26 protein-coding genes and 1 tRNA gene are annotated in these 25,653 nt (G+C 35.5%); 23 read left to right on the plus strand and 4 right to left on the minus strand.

Features of this window, described 5'->3' with window-relative positions; all coding sequences use genetic code 11:
* Window positions 1-84: 84 nt before the first annotated feature.
* Complete coding sequence (gene lexA / locus ACHUFV_RS01675; protein WP_394231851.1) at window positions 85-708, minus strand: transcriptional repressor LexA; 624 nt, start codon at window positions 706-708, stop codon at window positions 85-87.
* A 156-nt stretch (window positions 709-864) separates the two neighbouring features.
* Here lexA and yneA point away from each other — a divergent pair, with 156 nt between their 5' ends.
* From yneA to tkt, 4 genes are all read left to right on the plus strand, one after another.
* On the plus strand, window positions 865-1,185 hold the full coding sequence (yneA, locus tag ACHUFV_RS01680; RefSeq protein ID WP_394231853.1) for a cell division suppressor protein YneA: 321 nt from the start codon (window positions 865-867) through the stop codon (window positions 1,183-1,185).
* Between the two features lie 23 nt (window positions 1,186-1,208).
* Window positions 1,209-1,865, plus strand: coding sequence for a YneB family resolvase-like protein (locus tag ACHUFV_RS01685; RefSeq protein ID WP_394231855.1), 657 nt, complete (start codon window positions 1,209-1,211; stop codon window positions 1,863-1,865).
* Window positions 1,866-1,949: 84 nt separating this feature from the next.
* On the plus strand, window positions 1,950-2,180 hold the full coding sequence (locus ACHUFV_RS01690; protein WP_394231857.1) for a DUF896 domain-containing protein: 231 nt from the start codon (window positions 1,950-1,952) through the stop codon (window positions 2,178-2,180).
* Between the two features lie 296 nt (window positions 2,181-2,476).
* Window positions 2,477-4,474, plus strand: coding sequence for a transketolase (tkt, locus tag ACHUFV_RS01695; RefSeq protein WP_394231859.1), 1,998 nt, complete (start codon window positions 2,477-2,479; stop codon window positions 4,472-4,474).
* A 75-nt stretch (window positions 4,475-4,549) separates the two neighbouring features.
* On the opposite strand, the gene ACHUFV_RS01700 is transcribed toward tkt, so the two are convergent.
* A complete protein-coding gene (locus ACHUFV_RS01700; protein ID WP_394231861.1) occupies window positions 4,550-5,521 on the minus strand; it encodes a bile acid:sodium symporter family protein in 972 nt (323 codons plus the stop codon).
* A 306-nt stretch (window positions 5,522-5,827) separates the two neighbouring features.
* Here ACHUFV_RS01700 and sirA point away from each other — a divergent pair, with 306 nt between their 5' ends.
* The 5 genes from sirA to ACHUFV_RS01725 all read left to right on the plus strand — a co-directional run bounded on the left by sirA (window position 5,828) and on the right by ACHUFV_RS01725 (window position 8,657).
* Window positions 5,828-6,265 carry a sporulation inhibitor of replication protein SirA gene (gene sirA, locus ACHUFV_RS01705; RefSeq protein ID WP_394231863.1) on the plus strand — a complete coding sequence of 146 codons (438 nt, stop codon included), beginning with the start codon at window positions 5,828-5,830 and terminating at the stop codon, window positions 6,263-6,265.
* 78 nt (window positions 6,266-6,343) lie between these two features.
* Window positions 6,344-6,559, plus strand: a complete 216-nt coding sequence (locus ACHUFV_RS01710) for a YneF family protein (protein ID WP_150441358.1) — start codon at window positions 6,344-6,346, stop codon at window positions 6,557-6,559.
* 207 nt (window positions 6,560-6,766) lie between these two features.
* On the plus strand, window positions 6,767-7,474 hold the full coding sequence (locus tag ACHUFV_RS01715) for a cytochrome c biogenesis CcdA family protein (protein WP_394231865.1): 708 nt from the start codon (window positions 6,767-6,769) through the stop codon (window positions 7,472-7,474).
* A 154-nt stretch (window positions 7,475-7,628) separates the two neighbouring features.
* Complete coding sequence (locus ACHUFV_RS01720; RefSeq protein ID WP_394231867.1) at window positions 7,629-7,988, plus strand: response regulator; 360 nt, start codon at window positions 7,629-7,631, stop codon at window positions 7,986-7,988.
* A gap of 183 nt (window positions 7,989-8,171) precedes the next feature.
* Window positions 8,172-8,657 (plus strand): CcdC family protein, encoded by a 486-nt coding sequence (locus ACHUFV_RS01725; RefSeq protein WP_394233347.1) that lies wholly within the window; start codon window positions 8,172-8,174, stop codon window positions 8,655-8,657.
* A gap of 133 nt (window positions 8,658-8,790) precedes the next feature.
* On the opposite strand, the gene ACHUFV_RS01730 is transcribed toward ACHUFV_RS01725, so the two are convergent.
* Complete coding sequence (locus tag ACHUFV_RS01730) at window positions 8,791-9,216, minus strand: DUF2621 domain-containing protein (RefSeq protein WP_394231869.1); 426 nt, start codon at window positions 9,214-9,216, stop codon at window positions 8,791-8,793.
* Window positions 9,217-9,409: 193 nt separating this feature from the next.
* Between ACHUFV_RS01730 and ACHUFV_RS01735 the strand changes: the two genes are divergently transcribed.
* A tRNA-Sec gene (locus ACHUFV_RS01735) sits at window positions 9,410-9,506 on the plus strand.
* 184 nt (window positions 9,507-9,690) lie between these two features.
* On the opposite strand, the gene ACHUFV_RS01740 is transcribed toward ACHUFV_RS01735, so the two are convergent.
* Window positions 9,691-10,200 (minus strand): ferritin, encoded by a 510-nt coding sequence (locus ACHUFV_RS01740; RefSeq protein ID WP_394231871.1) that lies wholly within the window; start codon window positions 10,198-10,200, stop codon window positions 9,691-9,693.
* A gap of 319 nt (window positions 10,201-10,519) precedes the next feature.
* Here ACHUFV_RS01740 and ACHUFV_RS01745 point away from each other — a divergent pair, with 319 nt between their 5' ends.
* The 13 genes from ACHUFV_RS01745 (at window position 10,520) to ACHUFV_RS01805 (ending at window position 25,641) form a co-directional block, all read left to right on the plus strand.
* A complete protein-coding gene (locus tag ACHUFV_RS01745) occupies window positions 10,520-10,852 on the plus strand; it encodes a hypothetical protein (protein WP_394231873.1) in 333 nt (110 codons plus the stop codon).
* Window positions 10,853-11,098: 246 nt separating this feature from the next.
* Window positions 11,099-11,374 (plus strand): spore germination protein, encoded by a 276-nt coding sequence (locus ACHUFV_RS01750; protein ID WP_394231875.1) that lies wholly within the window; start codon window positions 11,099-11,101, stop codon window positions 11,372-11,374.
* Window positions 11,375-11,393: 19 nt separating this feature from the next.
* Window positions 11,394-11,636 carry a spore germination protein gene (locus tag ACHUFV_RS01755; RefSeq protein WP_394231877.1) on the plus strand — a complete coding sequence of 81 codons (243 nt, stop codon included), beginning with the start codon at window positions 11,394-11,396 and terminating at the stop codon, window positions 11,634-11,636.
* 12 nt (window positions 11,637-11,648) lie between these two features.
* Window positions 11,649-12,092, plus strand: a complete 444-nt coding sequence (locus tag ACHUFV_RS01760; RefSeq protein WP_394231879.1) for an Hsp20/alpha crystallin family protein — start codon at window positions 11,649-11,651, stop codon at window positions 12,090-12,092.
* A 236-nt stretch (window positions 12,093-12,328) separates the two neighbouring features.
* Window positions 12,329-12,883, plus strand: a complete 555-nt coding sequence (locus tag ACHUFV_RS01765; protein ID WP_394231881.1) for a hypothetical protein — start codon at window positions 12,329-12,331, stop codon at window positions 12,881-12,883.
* A 252-nt stretch (window positions 12,884-13,135) separates the two neighbouring features.
* Window positions 13,136-14,179 carry a Wadjet anti-phage system protein JetD domain-containing protein gene (locus ACHUFV_RS01770; RefSeq protein WP_394231883.1) on the plus strand — a complete coding sequence of 348 codons (1,044 nt, stop codon included), beginning with the start codon at window positions 13,136-13,138 and terminating at the stop codon, window positions 14,177-14,179.
* Window positions 14,170-15,684, plus strand: coding sequence for a hypothetical protein (locus ACHUFV_RS01775; protein WP_394231885.1), 1,515 nt, complete (start codon window positions 14,170-14,172; stop codon window positions 15,682-15,684). The genes ACHUFV_RS01770 and ACHUFV_RS01775 overlap by 10 nt, the downstream gene beginning before the upstream one ends.
* Window positions 15,681-16,427 (plus strand): DUF6063 family protein, encoded by a 747-nt coding sequence (locus ACHUFV_RS01780; protein ID WP_394231887.1) that lies wholly within the window; start codon window positions 15,681-15,683, stop codon window positions 16,425-16,427. The genes ACHUFV_RS01775 and ACHUFV_RS01780 overlap by 4 nt, the downstream gene beginning before the upstream one ends.
* Entirely contained in the window at window positions 16,405-20,868 is a 4,464-nt protein-coding gene (locus ACHUFV_RS01785) for a hypothetical protein (protein ID WP_394231889.1), read from the plus strand. The genes ACHUFV_RS01780 and ACHUFV_RS01785 overlap by 23 nt, the downstream gene beginning before the upstream one ends.
* Window positions 20,869-21,115: 247 nt before the next feature.
* Window positions 21,116-22,564 (plus strand): L,D-transpeptidase family protein, encoded by a 1,449-nt coding sequence (locus tag ACHUFV_RS01790; RefSeq protein ID WP_394231891.1) that lies wholly within the window; start codon window positions 21,116-21,118, stop codon window positions 22,562-22,564.
* 277 nt (window positions 22,565-22,841) lie between these two features.
* Window positions 22,842-22,973: a hypothetical protein gene (locus tag ACHUFV_RS01795; protein ID WP_394231893.1), complete on the plus strand. Its 132-nt coding sequence runs from the start codon at window positions 22,842-22,844 to the stop codon at window positions 22,971-22,973.
* A gap of 114 nt (window positions 22,974-23,087) precedes the next feature.
* Entirely contained in the window at window positions 23,088-24,197 is a 1,110-nt protein-coding gene (locus ACHUFV_RS01800) for a LacI family DNA-binding transcriptional regulator (RefSeq protein WP_394231895.1), read from the plus strand.
* A gap of 463 nt (window positions 24,198-24,660) precedes the next feature.
* Window positions 24,661-25,641: a sugar ABC transporter substrate-binding protein gene (locus tag ACHUFV_RS01805; RefSeq protein ID WP_394231896.1), complete on the plus strand. Its 981-nt coding sequence runs from the start codon at window positions 24,661-24,663 to the stop codon at window positions 25,639-25,641.
* Window positions 25,642-25,653 lie beyond the last annotated feature (12 nt).

Raw genomic sequence — 25,653 nt, forward strand, 5'->3', positions numbered from 1 at the left:
GATTTTTTAAAGGTAATTTTTCGAGCGAGCTCGAAAAAAATCCGGACGCAAATTCGACGGGCGAATTTGATTTTACGTGAAGAATTAATGAATATGGCGGTAAACACCAATTACTTTACCTAAAATAGATACGTTTCGAAGAATAATAGGATCAAGTGCAGAGTTTTCCGGTTGAAGTCTGAAATAATCCTTTTCCTTGAAGAAACGTTTTACAGTAGCTTCATCTTCTTCTGTCATTGCAACTACGATATCACCATTATTAGCAGTACTTTGTTGTCTCACAATAACATAATCCCCGTCAAGAATTCCGGCTTCAATCATACTATCTCCCATAACTTCAAGCATAAATAATTGTTCATCCGATGGTGCAAGGCTTTCAGGTAACGGGAAAAACTCTTCTACATTCTCTATTGCTGTAATTGGCTGACCCGCAGTAACTTTTCCGACAATCGGTACATTAATTACATTGTTTTTTGGAATATTCGCATCTTCATCTATATCCAGGATTTCAATTGCTCTTGGTTTTGTTGGGTCCCTACGTATAAGACCTTTAGTTTCAAGGCGTGCTAAATGACCATGAACAGTCGAGCTTGACGCCAGTCCGACAGCTTCACCAATTTCTCTTACAGAAGGTGGATAGCCTTTTTGTTTGACTTCATTTTTAATAAATTCCAGGATATCCTGTTGACGTTTTGATAGTTTCGCCATCTTTTTCACCCCTTATTATTTTCTTATTATACTAATAATAGCATGAAATGACCTTTCATACAAACATAAGTTCTAAAATTTGTTGACACAAAACAAATGTTCGTACTATAATAAACCTATAAACAGAACGTACATTCGAAAAAGAGGTGCTTTAGCATGAAAAAATTGTGGAGAAATTACTCATATGCTATTATTCTAGTTGTTTTATGTATGGTTTCTTTAGTGATTATTAAGATAAACCTACCATCATCCCATGAGAATTATATGACAATAACAGTATCTTCAGGAGAATCATTATGGGAGATATCACAGAAATACGAGGAACAACATGGTCTGTCAGAATTAGAGTTTGTCAAATGGGTTGAACAATATAATGGTATTTCAGGGGACCACATTTTTACTGGTGACCACCTCATCATTCCGATAAAAATGGGTGAAATGGAAATAAAGGAAGTTCAGGAATTTGCAAGTAATTAAAGAGATTAATAGGGGAATGAATCATGAAGGCAATCGTTTACTGCAGAGTAAGCACTGAAAAAGAAGCTCAAGAAACCTCACTTCAACGTCAGGAAATAGAATTACTTGAATTGGCAAAAGAAAATCACTTTGAAGTAGTGAAAGTGATTAAGGAACAGGCAAGTGGATATGATTTAGATCGGGATGGGGTTATTGAAATGCTGTCGCTCATTAGCAACAAGCAGGCTTCAGCTGTATTAATACAAGACGAAACAAGATTAGGAAGAGGAAATGCAAAAATTGCCATACTTCATTGCATCCTTAAAGAAAGGGTAAAACTGTATAGTATTTCTCATAATGGGGAATTACAGCTCTCAGAATCTGATTCAATGGTGTTAAAAATTGTTGGTATGGTAGAAGAGTACCAAAGAAAATTACATAATGTAAAAATAAAACGTGGCATGAACAGAGCGATAAATAATGGATATAAACCGCAAAAAAATTTGAAATTTCAGGGTAAAAATGCAGGTAGAGAAAAGATTCCTGCGCCAATTGAAGAAATCATTCATTTAAGGCAAAATGGTCTGACATTTTCTGAAATTGCCGCCACTTTAAGGGGATTTGGTTATTCAATTTCAAAGGCAACCGTTCATCGCAGATACCAGGAATATAGGGAAGGAATAGAGGAAACAACAAAATAGTTGTCAAAATTACTTGATTCTAGTAACATGACTTTATTCTAATGATTTTTTATTTAAATAAAATCATTCAGTAAGGAGGACAACATGCTTTCTAAAGAGAAATTAGCTAGGATCAATGAATTAGCAAAAAAAGCTAAAGAAACAGGACTTACAGAATTAGAAGCGAAGGAACAATCTAAGCTTCGTGGTGAATATTTGCAAACATTCCGATCATCCATGCTAAATACGTTAAAATCTGTCACGATCGTTGATCCTAACGGAGATGATGTAACACCAGAAAAACTAAAAAAATTACAACGCAAAAATTTGCATTAACATAAAGGAGCTAGCTTTGTTTAGTGATTTAAACTAGAAAATCACAATCAAGGTAAGCTCTTTTTTACATAAGTTTTACTATTAGGGAAATAATAAATAAATAGTTCAATGTAAATATAATCGTATTATTTTGACAGGTTGAATAAAAAATATTCATTCCATGAAAAATCTCTTTTTTTTTACGGAATTTGTTGAATAAAAAACCCTCTCCCTATAATATTAATAGCGTAGTTAAAACGAATGGCGATACTTAACAAGTGTTTCCGTTCAATACATATTTGAAAGGATGTTTTTTCATGTTTGATCAAGTCGATTCTTTAGCAATTGCGTCAATCAGAACACTATCCATTGATGCAATCGAGAAAGCTAATTCCGGTCATCCTGGTATGCCAATGGGTGCTGCACCAATGGCCTATACTTTATGGAGCCGTTTTATGAATCATAATCCTAAAAACCCTAAGTGGTTTAATCGTGACCGTTTTGTACTTTCAGCTGGTCATGGTTCTATGTTACTGTACAGTATGCTTCACCTTTCAGGTTATGATGTTAGCATGGATGATTTAAAAGAGTTTCGTCAATGGGGCAGTAAAACACCTGGTCATCCAGAGTATGGTCATACACCTGGTGTAGATGCAACAACAGGTCCTTTGGGTCAGGGTATTGCTATGGCAGTCGGTATGGCAATGGCTGAAAGACATTTAGCTGGAGTTTATAATAAAGATAATTATAATGTGGTTGATCATTATACATACAGCATATGTGGTGATGGTGATTTAATGGAGGGTGTATCTGCTGAAGCAGCTTCATTAGCAGGTCACTTAAAATTAGGCCGACTAGTAGTTCTTTACGATTCCAATGATATTTCGCTTGATGGTGATTTAAATCAATCTTTCTCTGAAAGTGTTGAAAATCGCTTTAAAGCATATGGTTGGCAGTATTTACGCGTAGAGGATGGAAATGATCTAACAGAAATTGCGAATGCATTGGATGAAGCAAAGAAAGATGATTCTAGACCAACATTAATTGAGGTGCGAACAGTAATTGGATACGGTTCACCAAATAAATCAGGTAAATCTGCTTCACATGGTTCGCCACTTGGATCTGACGAAATTAAATTAACAAAAGAAGCGTACAATTGGACATTTGATGAGGACTTTCATGTACCTCAAGAGGTGTACGATCAATTCCAGAAGTTAATTGTTGAGCATGGTGAGCAAAAAGAAAAAGAATGGGCTGAGCTGTTCACTCAATATAAAAATGATTTCCCTGAATTAGGTGCCGAGCTTGAACAAGCAATCAATAATGAATTACCTGCAGACTGGCTCAAGGATTTGCCTGTATATGAAGAAGGAAAAAGCCTTGCAAGCCGTGCATCATCTGGTGAAGCATTAAACGGAATTGCTAAAAATCTCCCTTCATTATTCGGCGGCTCTGCAGATCTTGCTGGGTCCAATAAAACGTTGCTAAAAGGAACTGCTGACTTTTTACCAGGATCTTATGAAGGTAGAAATATTTGGTTTGGAGTTCGCGAATTTGCTATGGGTGCCGCTTTAAATGGTATGGCTCTACATGGCGGTCTAAAGGTGTTTGGGGGTACATTCTTTGTATTCTCTGACTATTTACGTCCAGCTATTCGTTTGGCAGCTTTAATGGGATTGCCTGTCACATATGTATTTACACATGACAGTATTGCCGTTGGAGAAGATGGACCTACACACGAACCAGTTGAACAATTAGCTGCATTACGTGCAATGCCAAATCTTTCAATTATCCGACCAGCAGATGGAAACGAAACAGCTGCTGCATGGAGACTTGCGATTGAATCAACTGATAAACCAACCGCACTTATTTTAACAAGACAAGATTTACCAACAATCAAAGGTTCCGCACAAGCTGCATACGATGGTGTTGCAAGAGGTGCATATGTTGTATCTCCTGCTAACAAAGAAACAGCTGATGTATTATTACTTGCATCTGGTTCAGAAGTTAATCTTGCGATTGAAGCGCAAAAAGCATTAGAAAGTGATGGGATTTCAGCTTCTGTTGTCAGCATGCCTTCGTGGGATCGCTTCGAAGCACAGTCTAAAGAATATAAAGAAAGCGTCATTCCAAAGGCTGTTAAGAAGAGATTAGCAATTGAAATGGGATCTTCTCTTGGCTGGCATCGTTATACTGGTGATGAAGGAGATGTTCTTGCGATTGATCAATTTGGAGCATCTGCACCAGGAGAAAAAATCATGGAAGAGTATGGATTTACAGTAGAAAATGTAGTTACAAAAGTTAAAGCCCTATAATATTCAAAAACAAAACGAGAAGAGTAATGAGATCTTCTCGTTTTGTTTTAACTTTGATAAATTTTTTTGTCATCATTAAATACTCATTCTAGACTTTTCTTCTATTTCCCTATAAGCATAATGTTTATCTAGGAAAGCTCCGGAAATAGAAGCTAAGATTTGTTGAAAGAGTATGCCTGCAATTACAGGAATAATCACTGCTGAAGGGAAATAAGACATGGCAATAACAGCACCTGAACTAATATTTCTCATTCCACCCGAAAATGTATAACTAATAATGGTTTCTTTTTCATATTTTAATAGCCTTCCTAATAAAAATGCGAATAGATATCCAGTTATTGAAATAAATAGAACGACAAGAACAATAGATAACAGCTTAAGATTAAAATCCTTTATATAGGGTGCCACTACTGCTCCATTCAACATGACAACTAATCCGAGAAAAAGCTTCGATATAGGTGATAGTCTTGGCTTCCAAGTTTCATTTACTGATCCTTTTGTTATTTCGTTTATCATCATACCACTAATGGAAGGAAGAACAATCATAAAAATGAGACCCTTCATCATATTTAATACATCTAAATCTACTTGCTGCCCAACTAATAGTGATAAGCTGAAAGGTACAATAAAAGGTGCAATTAAAGCATCAATTAGAATAATAGCAATTGTTAATGCCGTATTTCCTTTTTTCATCGATACCCAAATAAAGCTTGTAACTCCTGTTGGAATCACCATTCCTAAAATAATTCCTGTAATAGTCAGTGCGTCCCCACTAAAAGCTAAATGACCAACTCCAAAGGCCCAAAGCGGCATTACGATATGGAGGAAGACTAGAGCGATAATAACAGGAAGGGGATGTGCAACAGCCCCCTTTAAGGAACGAAAACTCATACTTAAACTTCCCTCAAATGTCATAAAAGCAAAAAGCCATGGAACTAAAAATGCAAAATCCTTCACATAATAAGAAAAGAGTATACCTAGGATAACCCCAGTCGGTGTAATAAAGGGCATCATTTTATTAAGTCTTCTATTTAATTGCTGAAGCATGCATTTCTCTCCTTTAAATAATTCCCTTAATACCATTCAATAATTTTTCTAGGAAATAATATTTTATGACCATAATTTTATCTTATTTGAATCTGGTTGTGCAAAAATATTTTACAAAGATAGAATTAAGGTATATAAACCAATAAAAAATGAAACATGCTATTAGTAATTGTATACCAAAACCAACTAATTGTGTTAATATTTTGAATTCGACAAAAATAGGCTTATTTTTTGACAGAAACAGACATCCTCTTTAGCTGCGCTTACTTATAATAATAAGAAAGGGTACTGTAGAGGAGGATTATTGTGAGAACATATCAGCTTTATTTAATTGATGATGAGTTTGCCTCCCATTACTTTGGAAAAGAACGGATGGTTTATCAGCTGTTTAAAGATTATAAAGAGGCAGTTGGTGAATATAAAAAGATTTTGGAAAAACAAATTGATTTTATTCTGAAGCCAATACAAGAAATAAAAATCCATCAGTTCATCTCTCAATACTTACAAAAAAACAAGGATTTTTATACAAATAATGGATTATACTATTTAGAAATAGGGAAGCGAAGTACGGCAAAATTAGAAATTCATGAGCGTTGTTTAATGTTAAAGGCCAATGGGAATTATGAAGCAGAGACCATATTTTTTGAAGTGCTGAGAAAGACAGAATCTTCTTTTATCGCGATTGATTTGGAACATCAGCGATGTGGATGGCTAAAGCCGATTAAAGAAAGAAAATTTGTCTAGAACTAGAGAAGTCAATATTGTATAATATCCTTTGGTCTAGTACACTGTATGATAGACAACATGAAGGAGGAAGTTTGAATGGGTATGTACATTCTAGTAGGTGCATTGGCATTAATTGCTGGTGTAGCACTAGGATTTTTCATCGCTCGTAAGTACATGATGAGCTACTTGAAGAAAAATCCACCAATTAACGAACAAATGCTAAAAATGATGATGATGCAAATGGGTATGAAACCATCGCAGAAGAAGATCAATCAAATGATGAACGCCATGAATAAACAGCAAGGGAAATAATAATTAAGACAAGCACTCAAATTATGAGTGCTTTCTTTATGTAATTAATCTGTGGTAAGTCTATAGGACGACTTAACAATGTAATAGTGCGTAACATTTACATTGAAAATTCAATATTGTCACAAAACATTCACAGTTCAAAAAATATCATTTCCTGCCAACCTTTGGTAGAATGAATAATGGACTCACGAAATGGGGGACTTAATCATGTCAGATTTAAATGTGTTTATTGCGATGGGGGCAGGTTTTTTAAGCTTTATTTCACCCTGTTGTCTACCACTTTACCCTGCGTTTCTATCGTATATCACCGGAATGTCAGTAGGGGAGCTTAAAAGTGATAATGGAATGCTTCAGAGGCGCAGCATGCTGCACACACTCTTTTTCTTAATAGGTTTTTCCATTATTTTTATAGCAATCGGTTTCGGTACATCATTTATCGGCAATTTCTTTATGAATTATCAGGACTTAATTCGTCAAATAGGGGCAATTTTTATAGTGATTTTTGGCTTAATGATTATAGGCATCTTTAAGCCTGAATTTATGATGAAGGATCATCGTTTTGAATTCAAAAATCGTCCATCTGGATTTATAGGCTCAATTCTAATTGGGATGGCATTTGCAGCTGGCTGGACTCCTTGTACAGGACCAATTCTGATGTCGGTAATATTGCTAGCCGGTTCGAATCCTGAATCAGGAATGTTATATATGATTGCGTACACTTTAGGTTTTGCAATTCCTTTCTTTATCCTTTCCTTCTTTATCGGAAAAATGGGCTGGATCCGAAAGCATAATATGAAAATTGTAAAAATCGGTGGATGGCTGATGATTGTAATGGGTATTTTCTTATTTTTTGATTGGATGACTGTTATTATTTCTCTTTTGTCAGCTCTCTTTGGCGGATTTCAAGGGTTTTAATTATTAGAAACTTTTTCAGGCATTTAGAATAATCGTACATTCCTGTGACATGAATTGTAAATCAGTATATGTTCCATTATAGTTAGTAGTAGAATCATGATTTGTATGACTTTTCTACATAGTGCTTTGTTTGGTTAATGAGGGGGAAAAAGTTTTGGCGAGAATTCTAATTGTTGATGATGCAAAATTCATGAGAATGACTTTATCTACTATTCTTACAAAGGCAGGACATGAGATTGTAGGAGAAGGCGAAAACGGGAGAGATGCTATACGTTTGTATCGAGAATTGCAGCCTGATCTAGTCACACTTGATATAACAATGCCTGAGGTTAGCGGTATTCAAGCTGTTAAGGAAATTAAAAATGAATTTCCAAACGCAAAAGTCATCATGTGTTCCGCAATGGGACAACAAAAAATGGTGGTTGAGGCCATTGAATCAGGAGCAAAGGACTTTATTGTAAAGCCTTTCGATGCATCACGTGTTGCGGATGCCATTGAAAAAATACTAAACTAAGAAAATGGTAAAGCTGGCAGATACTTAGTGTTGCCAGCTTCTTTATTTTACGATATTGTTTGGTAGTTGTTAGATATAAATCACGTTTTCAGCTAATGAACTATGCATAATGGTTTCATCATTGGGCTTATATAGGATATAATGTTAATGCATTTGATCTAAAAAAAAGGGATGAATATATATATGAATTTAGTCCTTGTTTCATCAGTAGGAGCCGTTGGTATGGCAGTTTTTGCCATGTTTGTTAGAATGAAGGCAGCAAAGAAGCCTGCTACATTAAAAAAAATATTACTTCCGCCAGTCTTTATGAGCACCGGGGCATTAATGTATGTTGTACCGCAATTTAGATTAACATCAATGGAAATGCTCGAATCAATCGTTATTGGAATGTTATTCTCCATCCTCCTTATTAAAACAACGAAATTTGAAATTAAAAATAACAGCATTTATTTAAAACGTTCGCGTGCATTCATGTTTATTTTATTGGGACTCTTTGTTATCAGACTTGCCGCAAAGTTAATATTAAGTTCGACAATCGATTTTGGTGAGCTTAGTGGTATGTTCTTTTTATTAGCCTTCAGTATGATTGTGCCTTGGCGCGTGGCCATGTACTTCAGCTTTCAAAAGCTTAATAGGCAACTAACCATGATGAATAATAAGACATTCTAAAATGAAAAAAGGCATCCAATCATTCGCATGATTGATGCCTTTTTTAAAACTTAGTATCTGAATTCTTTTTCAGCACTTCACTTGCTGTTTACCTACCTCTAAAATCAATACTATTCAACTATACAGCTTATGGTTAAAATAAATGGTTATAAGGTGTTAATTCAATCTGTCTTTCTTCTAATTTCTTAAGCAGGAATTTATGATCACGTTTTGGGGTGGCCATAATGTATCCTCGAATTACAATATCCTGATTTATTCTTTCAACTTTTTCTTCTAAGGCGAGTTCGCCGATTTTTCCAGCAATTTTATGCTTGGCCACATCCCGAAATAGCTCTGGAACCGGGGATACTAAATCTGCAAGCAGTTCTTTTTCCTCCTGATGCCATAAATGAATCGTATGATTAACATAATATTCTTCCCAGTCCATATCTGATTTTCCGTCTTCCTTTGGCATTTTTTTTAAAAATTTGCGGAACATAAAGAAACCGCCGATTGCAAAGGATCCCATCAAAACAACAACCCAAAACAGTATAAACCATAGAAACCAACCATCTAACATATTTCTCACCTACATCATTATTCTATCAGTTTATATTATATAATTTTTCCTATATTCAGACAAGAAAGAAAGAAGAGGGATGAATTTAGTCAATTATTCATTTTCTTCTATAAGATTCTGATTTTATACATAGAATTGTCAATATATCGATATTGTGGAAGTGTTATTTTTTTAGTATACTAAAAATGTAAACGGGGCTGAATGGGGCACTGGTGTCCCCCGCGGTCTTCAAAACCGTCTGTGAGGCAGGTGTTGTCTTAGCTGGGTTCGATTCCCAGGCGGTCCCGCCAATTAGAAATTTTATTAAATTGACATACATATTTTCCACAGTGTTTAAATCCGTTTGGTACAAAGAGAGAAACCTTGTCGGACAAATACTTATAGCCGCCTATACATTTTATAGGGGCTATTTTTTATGTATAAAAAAATAAGTCAACCAGATAAACCCGGCTGACCATACTATACTATTATCGTTTATCCAGCTGCTGGTGCAGTTGTTGCTGCTTTTCTGGCACCTAATTCCTGATCTAATAATAATAGGGCAGAAGGATTGCCCTCAGCAAGTTTAAGTCGATCGATTATTGTTTTGGCTTGTGCCTCCTCGTCGATCTGTTCCCTTAAAAAATCTTGTATAATCACAGCCGCTTGCGGGTCTGTTTGATTGACATAGGTAAACGCTTGACGATAAGAATTTGTAACAAATTGTTCATGAGCTAAAACTTTTTGAAAAGTATCAAGAGGTGTACCAAAGTCGCTTGGCTGTGCAGGGAGACTATTAAGTTGGACAGTACCATCCCGATCCACTACAAAATCAACTAATCTTAACATGTGGGTTCTTTCTTCTTCAGACTGCAATCTAAGCCAGTGAGCCATACCGGTTAAGTTTAACTTTCCCATATATGCTGACATGGCAAGATATAATGTCGTAGATAAATGTTCAATCTGTATTAAATTATTAAATAACCTTTGAAGTTCCTCGTTCATGTCTCCTCCACTCCTTACATTTAGATGTTTTACCCTTTTATTATATAAAGGTTTATGAAATTGTTTCAGATTAAATTATTATATATGGATTAAATTTTCCACATATTTAAACCTCTAAAATAATAAGAAAAAGTAGGCGCTAATCTATTCAGCTTATGCTATGGACACATACACTATTTTGACATTACATGAGGAGGTAAAAATAAAAAGACAATTCATTGAAGCAGCAAATTGTTTTGAGGCTATTCTAGATAGGCTGGTAACTTAGAAACCTCTTTATTAAAAAGTTTAATAATAAATCGTTCGGGAGGAAGAAAGCATGTATAGTGATCTTGAGCCTGTTCAAACGTATGAGACTGATGAAAGGATCTTTGGCAGGAGACCCTTTGGTTTTGGAAGACCATTCGGCTTCGGAAGACCGTTCGGTTTCGGAAGACCGTTCGGTTTCGGAAGACCATTCGGTTTCGGAAGACCATTCGGTTTCGGTTTCGGTAGACCATTCGGTTTTGGTTTCGGCTTCAATCCGTTTTTAGGTGGAGTGGTTGGAGGATTATTAGGTAGTGCGTTATTAGGTCCTTATGGATATGGCTATGGATATGGTTACCCGTACTATGGCTACGGCTATGGCTATCCATACTACCCTTATTGGTGATTTGGAGAATGCCCAGTCAATATCTGATTTGGTGTAAAAATGATGCATGATGAAACAGGCTACAATGTGTAGCCTGTTTTGTTTTTCTATTATTTGATTCATTTATAAAAACCGATATCTATTAAAATATATAACTAATAATCATTAAACTTTATTTATATGACAGACAAGAAGGAACAAATGGGCATAGTGCAGCATATGGTGGTGTAAGGATACGACAAGATATCGGATAGAAGGGTGTTAAAAATGCCATCAGTTGTAATCAATTTACATTATTTAAAAATCAATAGTATATCTGGAAATGGCTCAATCACAATAGGTGAAGCATCTTACAATAGTCCAACAGCCTATAACAAATCTCAAGGAATGAATTCATCCTATGGTGACACATCACCTACAGAAGCAATCATGGAAAATTTATTAAATGATCCAGATGTAAACGATCAATCAGCAATTGGAAATACGGATAATTCCTATGTTAATACACCAATACCGCCGTCACCGCCAATACCCCCATTTTAGATAAAAGGAGATATTTGATATGCCATATCAAATTAATATTTTAAATATAAAAGTAAATGGAGCGAATCAAAACGGAAATATTGATATTGGACCTACTGTGCATAACAGTCATACTGCCAATAGTAAATTCATTGGAGCGAATTTTTCGCTAGGTGATTTTTCTCCACCTTCTGCCATTTTAAATTCAGGAAATGTGGATCCGGATATTAGTGATCAAGATCAAATAGCGAATCCTTCTATGCCTATTGCTAACCAAATATAAAGGAGCAGTACGATGGACATAGAAAAAATAAGAAAATGGTTACAAATAACGAATGAATACAAAAAAACCGATTTTTGGACTCGTGTTCTTGAAGAAAAATATCCTGACGAAATGGTAAGAATGCATCATTTCCAGCCAAAATATGATATTTATCAAAATGAACACTATACCTTTATTATTTTTGAGATACCTGGTGTTGACCGTGAGAGTCTGTCCCTTCACTTAATCTCAAATACACAACTAAAAATTAGTGGAATCATCCATCCTTTTTTAATACTAGAAAAAGAAATTATTAGGGAACGAACATATGGTGAATTTGAGCGAATTATCAACCTTCCAGAAGCAGCACATGCGCAACACATGCATATTCAAATAAATGATGGTTTACTGCAAATCTCCTACCCTCGGAATATTGAACTTGTTCATTTTACTTTAAATGACCATTATTCTTCATAAGTAGGAATTGAAGATAAACATAAGAAAAATTACCATTTATTTAATAAAGTTAAAATAAGAAAACTCACGGTGCAAATCGTGGGTTTTCTTTATTTTAGCGGATAATAATTAAATCCAAATTATAAAAGCACTTTCACAAAATGAATCAAAAGCTCTGGAAAAACGTTTTTTCAGTGTTTTTTCATTTTTGGGGTATATTCTAAAGACATAAATTCGCAACATAAAAGGAGAATAGTATGAAATTTTTTAAACTGTTACTCATCTCATTATTAGCCACTTTTACCATTAATTTTGTAACAATAGAAAGCAATACCGTTTCGGCAGATGATGATTTTGAAGAAAAATATGAACATCATGGTGAGGAAGGGGATAGTGTGACAGAAAAATATGAAGATATTGGGAAGTTGGTTGGATGGAGTACCGTAATTGTCCTGGGTGCTGCGGGAGTCATATTCCCAATGAGAAGAACAAGCAAATGGGCAATAAAAAATATTCCAGAATTGAAAAGCATTTTTATCTCTATTTCTAAGTTTTTTGGAAAATATCATTTGTTTATTGGAATAATCGCATTGGCTTTGAGTATATCTCATGGAATGATCATATACATAAGTGAAGGGGAATTGGAAACCGAGGGGATAATTGGATTAATCGCATTTAGTTTCATGCTGATTGCAGGTGTTTTTGGAACACTTTTATTCAAGAACAAGAAGATGAAGAATCTTCGCATCACACATACGCTTTTGATAGGTTTTGCACTTTTTATCGTCTTCGTTCATATTATCGCTTCTTAAATATATTCATACAAACCGGCACAATTCAGTGAAGGAAGAATTGTGCTTTTTCTTTTGGCATAGGACAAATGCATTGAATAAATAGGAATTCTGCTGTAATTTTTGCAGGATAATTAAAGAAAAATTCATTTACCAACCATACGGCAACTAGTTTATAATTAATAGATGTCCTAATTACAATCTTGGATTCTATTTCTGAAACTTAAAGAAGATATAAGCAGGTGAGATATTATCAATATCATTGAAAAACGGGTGAGAGGTTTTATTGCTGATATTCAACACCCTAAACAAAAAAAGAAAATAAATATAAATGATTTAGAGCTGTCGCTGCGCAGACTTTTGGATGATTATTTTGAAATGGAGGGTTATACGTTATTTTATCATGCAATTGAAACCTTACAGGAGGAAGGCGAGCTTATCCCTATCCTAAATAAACAATACAACGGAAAATCACCGTCACTTAGCCTATATTACTGGGTTAATAGTAAAGCGCAGGAGTCCAAATGGGACCGTTTGGAAATGATGAAATTAAGTAATCAGTTTGACTTTTCTTATTATGAACGTCATCCAGAATGGCAAACAAAGGAAGAATGGAATCGTATCCTGAGTTTACACACATTTCTTCAAACCAGTAAAGATAGGGAAATGGTATCTATCGAAGAACGAAGCCTTGAGTTGTTTGGGCATGAAAAATTCTTGCTAGATAGTGACCGCTTTCCAGAAGGTAAAGGTTTTTTAACAAGAATTGGTACAGCAGAGGATCAGCTTAAAATGGTTAATTACGGAGAGCCTTTTGTTTTTTGGATCAAGCAAGGGAAAGACATTAAGGATATTCAGCGTGTATTGATTATCGAAAATCTATCTTTCTTTCATACTTCCATAAAACTATTGGAAAAGGATCAACTCGATTATGAGCCTGAACTGATTATCTATGGTGAAGGGGCTAAAATTGAACGAAGTTTTTCCTTCTTCTTTCGCATGTTTCCGCCAAAAAACTATCTCTTCTATTACGCAGGTGATCTAGATGCAGCAGGTTATGGAATCTTCATTCGCTTAATTGAAAAAAATCCGAATTGCTGTATTCAGCCGGCGTTGAAAATTTATCGCAAAATGCTCGAATGTATTGCGCAAAGAAATGACCAGAAAATGGAGCAGACAAAAAATCTCAAATACCGTGATCGATTCTTTCAATGGTTTACTGAGGAGGAGCAAGCGCTATTAGAGAAATTATGGATAGCGAATAAGCGTATACCGCAGGAGGTACTTACAATTGAAACATGGAGGAAATGGATGTGAACGAATCATGGGAAGGATTCGCCCAGCGAATGCAACGATTAAATCCACTGTTTGAGCTTGGAAGGGGAATGGACGTAGGCGAGCTTAAGCCTTATATTCAAACCATTCTGATGCAAGTGCTCCTCACCATCTTTTACCGGGAATTAAATGATGATGATAATAGACGTAAGTCAGACATTAGGTATATAGTAGAGGACACTATTAAACAAATGAAGCTTTTAGCAGATGATAGACAAATTGAACGGATTACAAGCGGTCTTTTATACCAGGGAAAGGAAGAATATACTAAACCGTTTGAAGCCTTATATTACGATGAAATAAGACAATTCTGGGAAACTCAAGTTTTCAGGTATGTAACAATGGATGAATTATATACAAACTTAGAGCTGGGCAGCTCCATTGTTTACAAACTCACAGATGTATCTCAGGAAATGATTTTTATGAGTAGGGAAATGGCTGAAGAATTCTCCATAACGATTGAACAGCTCTATAGTATGCAGCTGATTAAAAACGGTAATTTTAGAAAAGCCACACGAAACCTCGATAACCTCATTTCACGAGTAAACCGCTTAATGGCAAAAGAATTTACCTTTCAAAAGGAAATGATTAACAATCCCAAAATATTATTGATTGAAGATAAATCGCAGAGGTCTGACAGTCGGGCCGAAATTGAACAGCAATTTGAAGAAGAAAAAAATCATTTTCGTACGATTACGAGCATGATTGAAAAAACGAAACGTCGGAATGAAGAAGATAATGCAGTTCAGAAAGAGTTAACTCTTCTCCAGGAGAAAATTAGCCATACAAGGCAATTACATGATCGTTTTGCTAAGCTGGTCATTCAAAATATATCGTATGAGATGAAATTAAAAGCGGAAAATCCATCATTGTTTTGGGAAACCAGCCTGGTCTCATTTCGAGAGCATATTTATGAGAATGGATTCATGAAGGAAGGCGTTCGTCGTTTTGAACTAATAGAAAGTGTACTTTCACCCTTATTTTCACCGAAAAATGAATTTATTCTACCCTTGGATTGGATATGGGGTGAACAGGAATTTGATGAAAAGCAACAAAAAGAGACTGTAGTGGAAGAAGAGACTGAAAAAGCGATTACTCATCAGCGTGTGACAAACTGGGATTCTGTCATCATGGCATGGAGTTATGTTTTTCAATATTTACAAACCTATAGAGAATTTTCTCTAGCTGACTTAGGGGAGTTGCCATTAGAAATACAGAATTTATGGTTTAAAGAATCTGAAACCATCGATTTATGGATGATGTTTGATAAAAAGCCATTAAAGGTACAAGTGCTGCATCGAAAGGAAGAAACATTTAGTGACGAAAGAGAGATTCTTCTATATAAACTGATGAAGGAATACCCGCAATTTCAGATGTTTGAAGGCTTGAAACTTTATACAAAATTTGACCCTAAAGCAGAGCCATTCCACTGGCAGCATATGAAAATAACCCCTTTTAAAATATGTATACAGGAGGAGAAAAGATGAATGCAGAAACCATCAAGAGAGCATCAGCGGTTTACTTTTCCCTGTTAAAAGATAAAGTAATTGACGAAAATAGTGAGCATTTCCAAACGTATTTTGATCCAGAAGTAAGACAGACCGTTTTATTATTAGCGGATGAATCTGGTACATATATTATTGAATCGCCGAAGCGCATTCAAATAGTCGTTCAACCAACCGGATCTGTTTTTGCGACAAATTTTACCCATATGAAAGAAAAGCACAAGCAAATAGAAACAAAAAAACACTTTCATCTTATTAGTGTCGTCATTATGTCCTTTTTAGCAGCGATTGATCAAAACCAAGCTGCAAAAATCCGTACGAAACGGGAAGGAATCAGCTACTACACATTAGAGCGGCAGGTAAACGATTTAATCATGAATTGGGACAGCATCCTAAAAACAAAACCTGGAATGGGTGAAGAAGTACGAATTGATATGAAGGACGTTGTGACAACCTGGAAGTATATGGAGGTTGATACGGAGGATTATGGAGTTAAAAAGGCCAATAGGAGAACCAGAATCGGTTTAATTGCCAGTGCAATGAAATTATTAGAGACGGAGGGATTGATTGTCATTCTTGATCGGGATGATATTCCAAAGGCAGTCCCAAAACAAGAGCTTTTTGAACGGATTGAATACTTATATCACGATTATGATCGTTATGAAATGTTTAAAAAACTGATGAATACAGAGGAGGATGGGCATGCCGAAAATCCATCGAATTAGAATTGTTGGCCTAAAGTATGATGGCATGCAAAAGCAATACAAGGATACGACTTTTAATTTTCATAATGAAGAAACCTCAACAAACGGTCTAATCGCTATGATGAACGGGGGCGGAAAAGGTGTGTTTCTGCAAACCATCTTTCAAATCCTTAAGCCTGGAACCTCATGGGGAAAACAAAACAATCGTTACTATCAGCAATTCTTTTTTAATAATAAAGAACAATTTATTCCCTATACCTTTCATGTTGTTATCCAATGGGAATTAGATGGTGCGGATCGCAGACACCTAGTAACGGGAGGTATGTTTTCGGCAGAGCAGAGGATTTCAATGAGTGAAGAAATTGGCAATGAAAATAAACCATTGGAACAGGAAGCGAAGATACTCCCTAATATAACCTTCTATACAAGAGAATTTGAACGTAAGGAAGAGGCAGCACTTGAGCATATTCCACTGTATGAAAACGATGAGGTCGCTGAAACGGAAGGTTTGAAGGACTATCTAAAATGGAATGGGTATGATGTTTATCGAGATACGAAGAAGCATTATCGCATTCTTGATACTTACGGCATTAACCGTAAAGATTGGGATATTATGAAGGAAATTAATAAGGATGAAGGCGGAGTAGGGAAATATTTTGAAGGTGCAGAGGATGACCATTCCCTGTTTCAGAAACGTATCATACCAACTGTTAGTCAAGTTCTGCATCGAACCGAGCATCAAAAGAACGACTTAGTCGAAATCTTCAAAAGTCAAGCAAGTATTGCTAAGGACCTGCCAATTCTTTTAAAAAGAGAGCAGGCACATAAGGAGTTTTTAGAAGACATCATCCCTTTTGAAGAGCATGTTGCAAAGGGAATCGAGCATAAAGAAATTGTTGAGGCAAGTATAAAGGTAGGAAGACAGCTGCTAGGTGCTTTAGAGCATTTGAAACAAACGGAAGAGGAAACTCTGCTTACATTAGATAAGGAAATTGAAAAGTTAACCTTACGGCAAGGAGAGTTACGCTACCAAAAAGACAATTTAGAATATGCAAAAGCACATAGAGAAGTACTAGATTGGGAAAAGAAGCTATCGGAAGAAAGAAATAAGCATCAATCCTTGGAAGAGATTGTGAAGGAAAAACAGGAACGAAAAGATCTACTGTCCTTTCAATTATTATTGAAGGAATGGTATGAAAATGAGCTAACAATTGGCTCTTTAACACAGCAGATTGCGAAATTAGAACAAAATAGCGGCCTAGATCAAGTAAATCATAGAATGGATGAAATTAAAAAAGAAGCTAATGTGCAATGGGAGCATTCTTATCAATCAATACAAGAGGCGTTAAAGCAGTATTTAGGGTATCAAAAGTCTTTAAAGAAAAAAGCAGCTGAACTGTCGGAGCAGGATAAACAAAAGACTAAAGAAATCGCACAGCTTAGTACGGAAATTGATTTTCTATATACACAAATGCACACCTTTGAATCGAAGGAAGGAACCCTTATCAAAGAGTTTGGAGACCGCATAACCTATGATTTAAAAGGTTATTTACTAGGTCTTTCAAAACAAATTGCAGATAAAAAGGGAAAGCTAGAAGAGCTCCAAAAGGATAGTAAGAAGTCCAGTGAGAAGCAAAATCAACTGGCTACTTCACACGGAACGCTTGTCCAATCAATTCAATTTACAGAGGAAAATGTTGAAAAATTAAACAGTGCAAATGAGGAACAAAAACAAAAAGAAGCCAAGCTTGTAGACAAGCTCCATGGATTAATAGATGAAGTTACTACTCCACTAACCCACGCATTGCTTTCCAAATATGCCATCCAGATTGAAGAAATGCTAGGGAGTAATAGAGAACAAGGCGAACAAATTAAAAAGGATCTTTGGGAAATACAACTGGACCATTCATTAAATGATGAGCACTTTTGGATTGCTAATAATGATGTGAAAGAATTAAAGGAATGGATTGATGAAAAGACCGGTATTGATGTGTTCTATGGTACCCAATTTCTTCAATCTTTAAGTGGAGAGGAAATGGCCAACTGCCTTTTGCAGAATCCACTTCTACCATATGGATTAGTCGTAAGTGGGCAGCAATGGCAAAAAATTAACCAACAGGTTTTATCGGGAAGAATGTATAAAAGTCCTGTGCCGATTTTCTTGCGTGAGGAAATGAATAGCAAAAATGATGAGCCATCCTTTGTTATCCTAAATGGAACAGAGAAAGGGCTGTTAACAGATAAACATCAATTCATAAATTGGAAAATACAGATTGCTAAACAAATAGAGGAAAAGAAAGAGACACTTGTTGAAATTGAAAAAACAGAAATAGTCTTACGTCGTATGTTAAAAGACATAGATCGTTTTTCATCCAGAGATCTCTCTAGTGATATTGACAGAGAGATTAATCAGGAACAGAATACTCTTCTTTCTAAGAAAGTAAAATTACAAGAGATCATAATCCAAGAAGAAAAGGAAAAGGAATTACAGCTCCAATTGAGAGAACAGCTGGAAAAGACAAAGCGAAAAATCTCAAAGCTTACTAAAGACGTTGAAACATTAGAGAAATTTGATCGTGCAAAGTCAATTCATCAAGAAAACAAACGGGTGAAGCTGGAAAAAGAGAAACAGAAGGAAAGCATAAGCATCGCTCAGAAAGAGATTGGAAAAGAATACCAAACGATTGTTGAAATGCAAAACGAGTGGAGTCAAACGTATTTAGAGTGGAAGGTTATAACTGAACAAAATATAAAAGAAATAGCCTTATTTGTTGATACAGCTTTCTTTCCAACTGAAGAGAAAGTTGAACCTAGTGATGAGGTACCAGGATTATCACTGCATTTATTAGAAGAGATAAATGGAAGTATCGAAGAGTTAAAACAGCTCCAGAAGTCAAAGGAAGAACAGGCTAGAGAATTGCTAGTGATTCAGGCCACGAAAGAAACTGAGCAAAAACAGCAAAAGAAACTGGAGAAAAAACTAAACTCCCATAACAAGGATTGGAAGAATAGTCCGGAACCGGATGAACCTATGAGTATATTAGAAAATATACTTCAAACGGCACAAAAGGAAGTAAAGTCTGCCGAAAAAGAAGAACGTGAACAAGGAACTGCGGTTACCGTTGCTGAAACGTCGTTAAAACATGCAATCGAACAACGTGAAAAGTCTGGGAAGAAAGTTTCAAAGCATGAAAAACAGCCTGAAGAATGGGTAGAATTTGACTTAGAAGTTAAGGAAGTAGAAATAAAGGATCGAACAAAATTAACGAAAGAAGAAGTTAAGCGGGCGGAAAAGCGCCAAAAGGAAACAACTGCTAGTATTACAGGATATGAAGGAGACTTGTTAACCTTATCTGTTATCCTGAAGGAGGAAGCGGCAGCATTTACTGAGATTGATTTAGAAAAAATAAAGGGTCAAGGAAAAGCATGTATTTTATCTTGGTGTGAGGAACATCAAGCAATGCAAGAAGAAGGCAAGGAAAAGCATGCAAAAATTGACCAATCATTAAGAAATTTAAAGCTCGCAATAGAAGGCAAGGATTGGGAAATTCGGTTTAAAAATGAAGTGTTAACGACATTAGACCATATGGATACAAGGCATTATACACATATTCAAAGTGTCGTAAAAAATATGAAGCGTTTTTCACAAAGTGGATTAGAGCAATTAGAACGTGATAAGGAAAGGGCAGAAAAGGCGCAAAACTTCTGGGCTAGCCGTGCCAGCATGAAAATGATGAGTATTTCAGAGGCGATACGTTCCATGATTGCAAAAATGAAGCTGAAGAATGAGCGAGGCTCCTTCCCACTTGTACAGTTGAAAGAAGACATTCTGCCTAAAAAGGCTGAAGCTATAGAACCACTGTTAAAGCAGCATTTTGTTGCTGCTATCAACAAAATTACAAAACAATTTGAGCGGATTGATGATAACAATCAAAATTTAGATGAAGAAATAAAACAGCTTATTAGTGATGAGCGGATTTTATTTGTATCCCTTCGAAATCGCTACCCTGAGCTGCTTGTTTATAATATGCGAACCGATAATGCCTTTATGTATGGAAAACCCCAAAAGGAGCACTATTCTACCTGGCAGACAATTAATCAAGGTTCAAAGACAAAATCCGATGGCAGCGGCGGTCAAAAGCTATCCGCCCGTATGGTAATGATGATGATGCTGTTGTCAGTTAAAAGTGAAACTGATCATAGCTGGGTACCATTAGTCTGTGATAATCCATTTGGACAAGCTGCTTCAGCACATGTCCTTGATCCAATTTTCGCAGTGGCCGAAAAGCTGAAGTTTCAATTCATCGTTGTTACTCCTCCTGAATTGGTAAAAACGGAAATCAGCCAAAGATTTGATGCATATTATAAATTGGACTTTATTCGTGAAAAAGGCAAAGAAATTGTTTCAGATACGATTGTGCCAGCATTTCGGATTTATCAGGGGGAAGAAATGGTTTATTAAGAAACGTTAAAAAGTTCAGAGGAGCGCTCTCTGAACTTTTTATTTATGTATTCCTTAATTGCAAAACTTCTAAAACACCTCTTAAAACAACAAATATGTATATAAATATCAAAGATTATACAAATTTTGAGATAAATTTCACTATTAACTCTACTTATATATTAGTAATATGATAATTGAAAGAATTGAATGAAACACACAAGTAAAAACCATTTTAAGTTGGATTTTGTGTAGAGAGGGTGTTTTTATGGAAAATAATGTAAAAGAATTGATAGTAGAACATGATAAACAACACGTAAATTCCTTCAAATGGTTTAATAACTGGAAGTTTATTACAATGAGTATTGTTATTATTATTGTACTCATCATCGGGGTATTCAGCTATTATCAGGCAAACCACTTTCAAGCACAGACAACGATCAATGGTATTGAAGTCGGTGGATTGACTGCTGATAGGGCGCTTGAAAAATTAAAAACATCCATGTTAAAAAATGAAGTCTATGTTGGAAAGCAACAAATTTTTAACGGTAAGGATACAAAGATGGGTTTTACGGATGAGGATTTTTCTGATTTCAAAAAATTGTTAAAAGATGAGCAGACGTTTTTCCCTTCTTCCAATGAAAAAAGTTATACCTTAATGCCGGGTAAGCCAGATCCGTATCGCACTCAAGAAATGAAGAAACTAGTGGAAGAAAAGCTTGCCAATATGAATAAGAGTTTAAAGGCTCCAAAAAATGCGGCTGTTCATTTAGTAAATGGAAAAATGGTCATCTCTAAAAGCATTAATGGCAAACAGTATGATACAGCTAGTCTATTAAAAAACTACGAAAAGCAGGAATATGCTAGTAAAATCCATCTGGATCCTGTCTACGTAAAACCAATCAAAGAAAATAGTAAAGTGATAAAAAAAGAAAAGAACGTACTGCAATCTCTTTTAGGGCATACGCTTGAGTATAAGGTCCAGGATAAGGTTTATTCATTAAAAGGTAGTGATTTAATTAAAAATGCCTCTATTACTAACGATTTAAAGGTTACAATTGAAACAGAATCTATAAAAAATAAGATTGCAGAAATTAATGATTCTCAATCCACATTAAATAAGGATTTCACGTTTAAGACCCATTCTGGTTCTACCATTAAGGTGAAAGGACAAGGCTATGGATGGGCATTAGATGCGGAAAAAGAAACAGCATTTGTTAAAGAAGCCTTTGAAAATACAGAGAAATCAATTTCAGCTTCCAATATTTATGGACATGGCTGGAATAATGAAGGCTACGGTTATGAAACCCTATCCAACTATGGAATTGGTGATACGTATGCAGAAGTATCACTTGCAGAACAGCAAATGTGGATATACAAAAATGGAAAGTTAGTTTTCACAACAAATGTTGTGACAGGAAACCATAGCACTGAGGAGGATACATCAAAAGGCGTATGGTATGTTCTTTATAAACGATCACCATACGTTCTTGAAGGTCAAAGAATTGGAAGTGTTTCAGGATATTCCGTTGAAGTCAACTATTGGGTTCCTTTTACAAATCCCGGTCAAGGATTCCATGATGCTGGTTGGCGGACAAACTGGTCAAGTGATGCCTATCTTAAGGACGGATCGGCAGGCTGTGTCAACGTTTTGCCTAGTGAGATGAAAAATGTGTATGATAATCTTAGTGTATACGATCCTGTTGTCGTATATTAAGGATTGAAAATAATTTTGAGGATGATCGAATACACCAAGAATTATTAGAAATTCTCAAAAGTATGATAAAAAGCGGGTCATACCCGCTTTTTTCATTTTTCATTATAAAACTAGTAAAAATACAAATATACATAAATTATCATAATAGTCTAATGATGGAAAAGTAAGAGAATAAACATTCAAAATAAACTAATTTTAATCAAAATTTCTTTTCTACCCCCAAAAAAGGCAGTAAAGATTCGAATGGTTTAGTAGAAGCTAATTCGGAGGTACAATGATGGAAAATATTCAAATTGATATTGATAAACTACTGGAATCAACTATGGAGTTTTCTCTAGATAATAATAGTATTACATTGATGAAGTTTGAGATTGATCAGCTTTTAGAGCAAACTCGGGAATTTCAATAAATGAAACAACGTTGAATCAGTATTATAACGAAAGTTGATAGTTGTATATTTAGAAGTTGCTGAAATTTTTCGGTAGCTTTTTTATTTTGCAATTTTATAGTAGATAGGGATATAATGAAATTAAAAGAAACCGATTACCCATTAAGAGGATGGGTAATATATAATAATCATATTAAAAATTTACTTGATATTGAGAGTGTGTTTAAAATGAAAATAACGATTTATGATGTAGCTAAAAAAGCTGGTGTTTCAACAGCTACGGTATCTAAAATCATTAATAATAAAGGTTCCATTAGTGAAAAAACGAAACAAAAGGTTTTAGAAGTAATGGAGGAATTACAATACCAGCCAAGTATGATTGCATCTGCACTTAAAGGGAAAAGTACGTATACTATTGGGCTGTTAATTCCAGACCTTTCTAATCCTATTTTTGCCGAGTATGCAAAATATATAGAAGAACGTGGACAGGAACTGGGTTTTAGTGTCATTATGTGTAATACCGACGCCAATCCGGATAAAGAGCAGAAATATATAACGCTTCTTAAGCAAAAACAAGTTGATGGAATCATTGTTGCAGCAAGATTTAGGAATGTTACACTTTTAAAAAATTTAATAAAAGAAAAGTTTCCCCTTGCCATAATTGCAAAAGATCTTCCCACGCTCCCAATTGACAGCGTAACGGTTGATGACTTTTTAGGAGGCTATCAGGTTACAGAATACTTACTATCGCTTGGCCATAAAAAAATCGGCGTGATTGCTGAAGGAGATAAAAGCAGTGAAGAACGGATAAAAGGTTATATACAGGCATTGCTTGATGTAGGAATACAGCCGGCTGAAGAACTAATCATGATATGCGATCACCCCACAAGGGAATATGCAAAGAAATATGCAGGAATCTTGCTTGATAAAGAAAAAGACATGAGCGCAATTTTTGGATGTAATGATTTGTTAGCGATTGGTGCTATGCAAGCTGCACGTGAACGAGGATTAAGAATTCCGGACGACCTTTCCGTGATTGGATTTGACAATACTGATTTATCTACCATTGTAATTCCTTCCTTAACAACGGTACAGCAGCCGCTTCGAGATATTGGCCATCATGTTGTTGATTTATTAACTGAACAAATCAACGGGACTAGCAGAACCACACATCGGGTCGTTTTGCTGCCGGAATTAGTGATACGTCAAACCACTAAGCAAGTAGAGAATATTACAATTGAATAGGAAAAATATATATAGAAGAAGACTTTATAGATTGTCCATTAAGTCTTCTTCTTTTTCATATTTAGCTGTAGTCAAAAAATTAATATAATTTATTAATTACCTGTTGAAAACGCTTTTAAAATGAGATAAACTCATTCTAAGAGGTAATCGGTTACCTAAAAGTTAACTGAATCAAATAAAGTGATGGAGGTGAAATATATCGTAATAAGTAAAAATAGCAGGAAAATACATATTAATTAGTTAGATGCAAAGTAAATAACAAATTAAATTAGTGTTATTTTAATTAACCGGTTACTTAAATCAAGATCCTTATTAGGAGAAATACTAATTTATAAAGAAAAAGGATACATGGGTGTTCCTACGATATTGTTAAAATGTGGAGATGAACTAATAATTGGGGCTTGATTCTATCATACAGAATCGATTATTTAAAATATTAATAGTTTATTAGGGGGCGGAAGGGATGAAAAAATTTAGCGGAATTTTAATGACAACGGTTTTAGGTGCAGGACTAATACTGAGCGGCTGCGGTAATTCAGGAGCCAGTCAATCCTCAGCAAGTACTGACCAGGATGATTCTAGCGGACAAACAAAGGTTTCAGTTATTCTTAAAGCCTTAAATAGTGAAAATTGGAAATTGGTTCAAAGAGGGGCAATGGATGCGGGTAAAGAAGCTGGTGTTACAGTTGAAGTATTAGGACCAAATGCGGAAACGGAAGTAGAAAAACAAGTGTCACTTATTGAGGATCAGATTACAAGCGGGGCAGATGCATTGGTTATTGCACCTAGCCAGCCTTCAGCAGTATTAAATGTACTTCAGCAAGCAGATGATGTCCCTGTTGTTTTCGCGGATACCGACGCGGATTATCCAGAAAAAGTGAGCTTTGTGGGAACAGGAAATTTAGCAGCAGGACAAGAAGGTGGGGAATTTATAGCTAGCAAGCTAAAAAAAGGGGATAAGGTTGCCATTATTCGTGGAGCTCTTGGTGATAAAACCCATGATGACAGAACTGCTGGAGCAGAGAAAGCACTTAAAGAGGCTGGGATTAAAATAGAAACCGTACAGCCGGCAGATAGTGATCGATCAAAAGCAATGAATGTTATGGAAAACATCCTTCAGTCAAATCCTGATATTAATGCTGTATTTGTGACCAGTGAGGAGATGGCTTTAGGCGCATTGCGCGGAGCTGAAGCAAAAAACAGTAAGGTTTTGGTTGTTGGATTTGATGGAAACTCAGAAGGTCTTAAATCTATAAAATCTGGGGGATTGGATGCTGAGGTTGCACAGGATCCGTATAAAATTGGTTATTTATCTGTAGAGGCAGCAGTTAAGGCGCTTAATGGAGAGTCGGTCGAAAAACGAATTGATACAGGTGCTACTGTTATTACGAAAGAAAACGTAGATGAGCTGCTTACACAAGTTACTAAAAATCTAGAAGAATAATACACAAATCAT

The organism is Niallia oryzisoli, from assembly GCF_043641075.1.
GTDB classification, from domain to species: domain Bacteria; phylum Bacillota; class Bacilli; order Bacillales; family Cytobacillaceae; genus Bacillus_BD; species Bacillus_BD oryzisoli_A.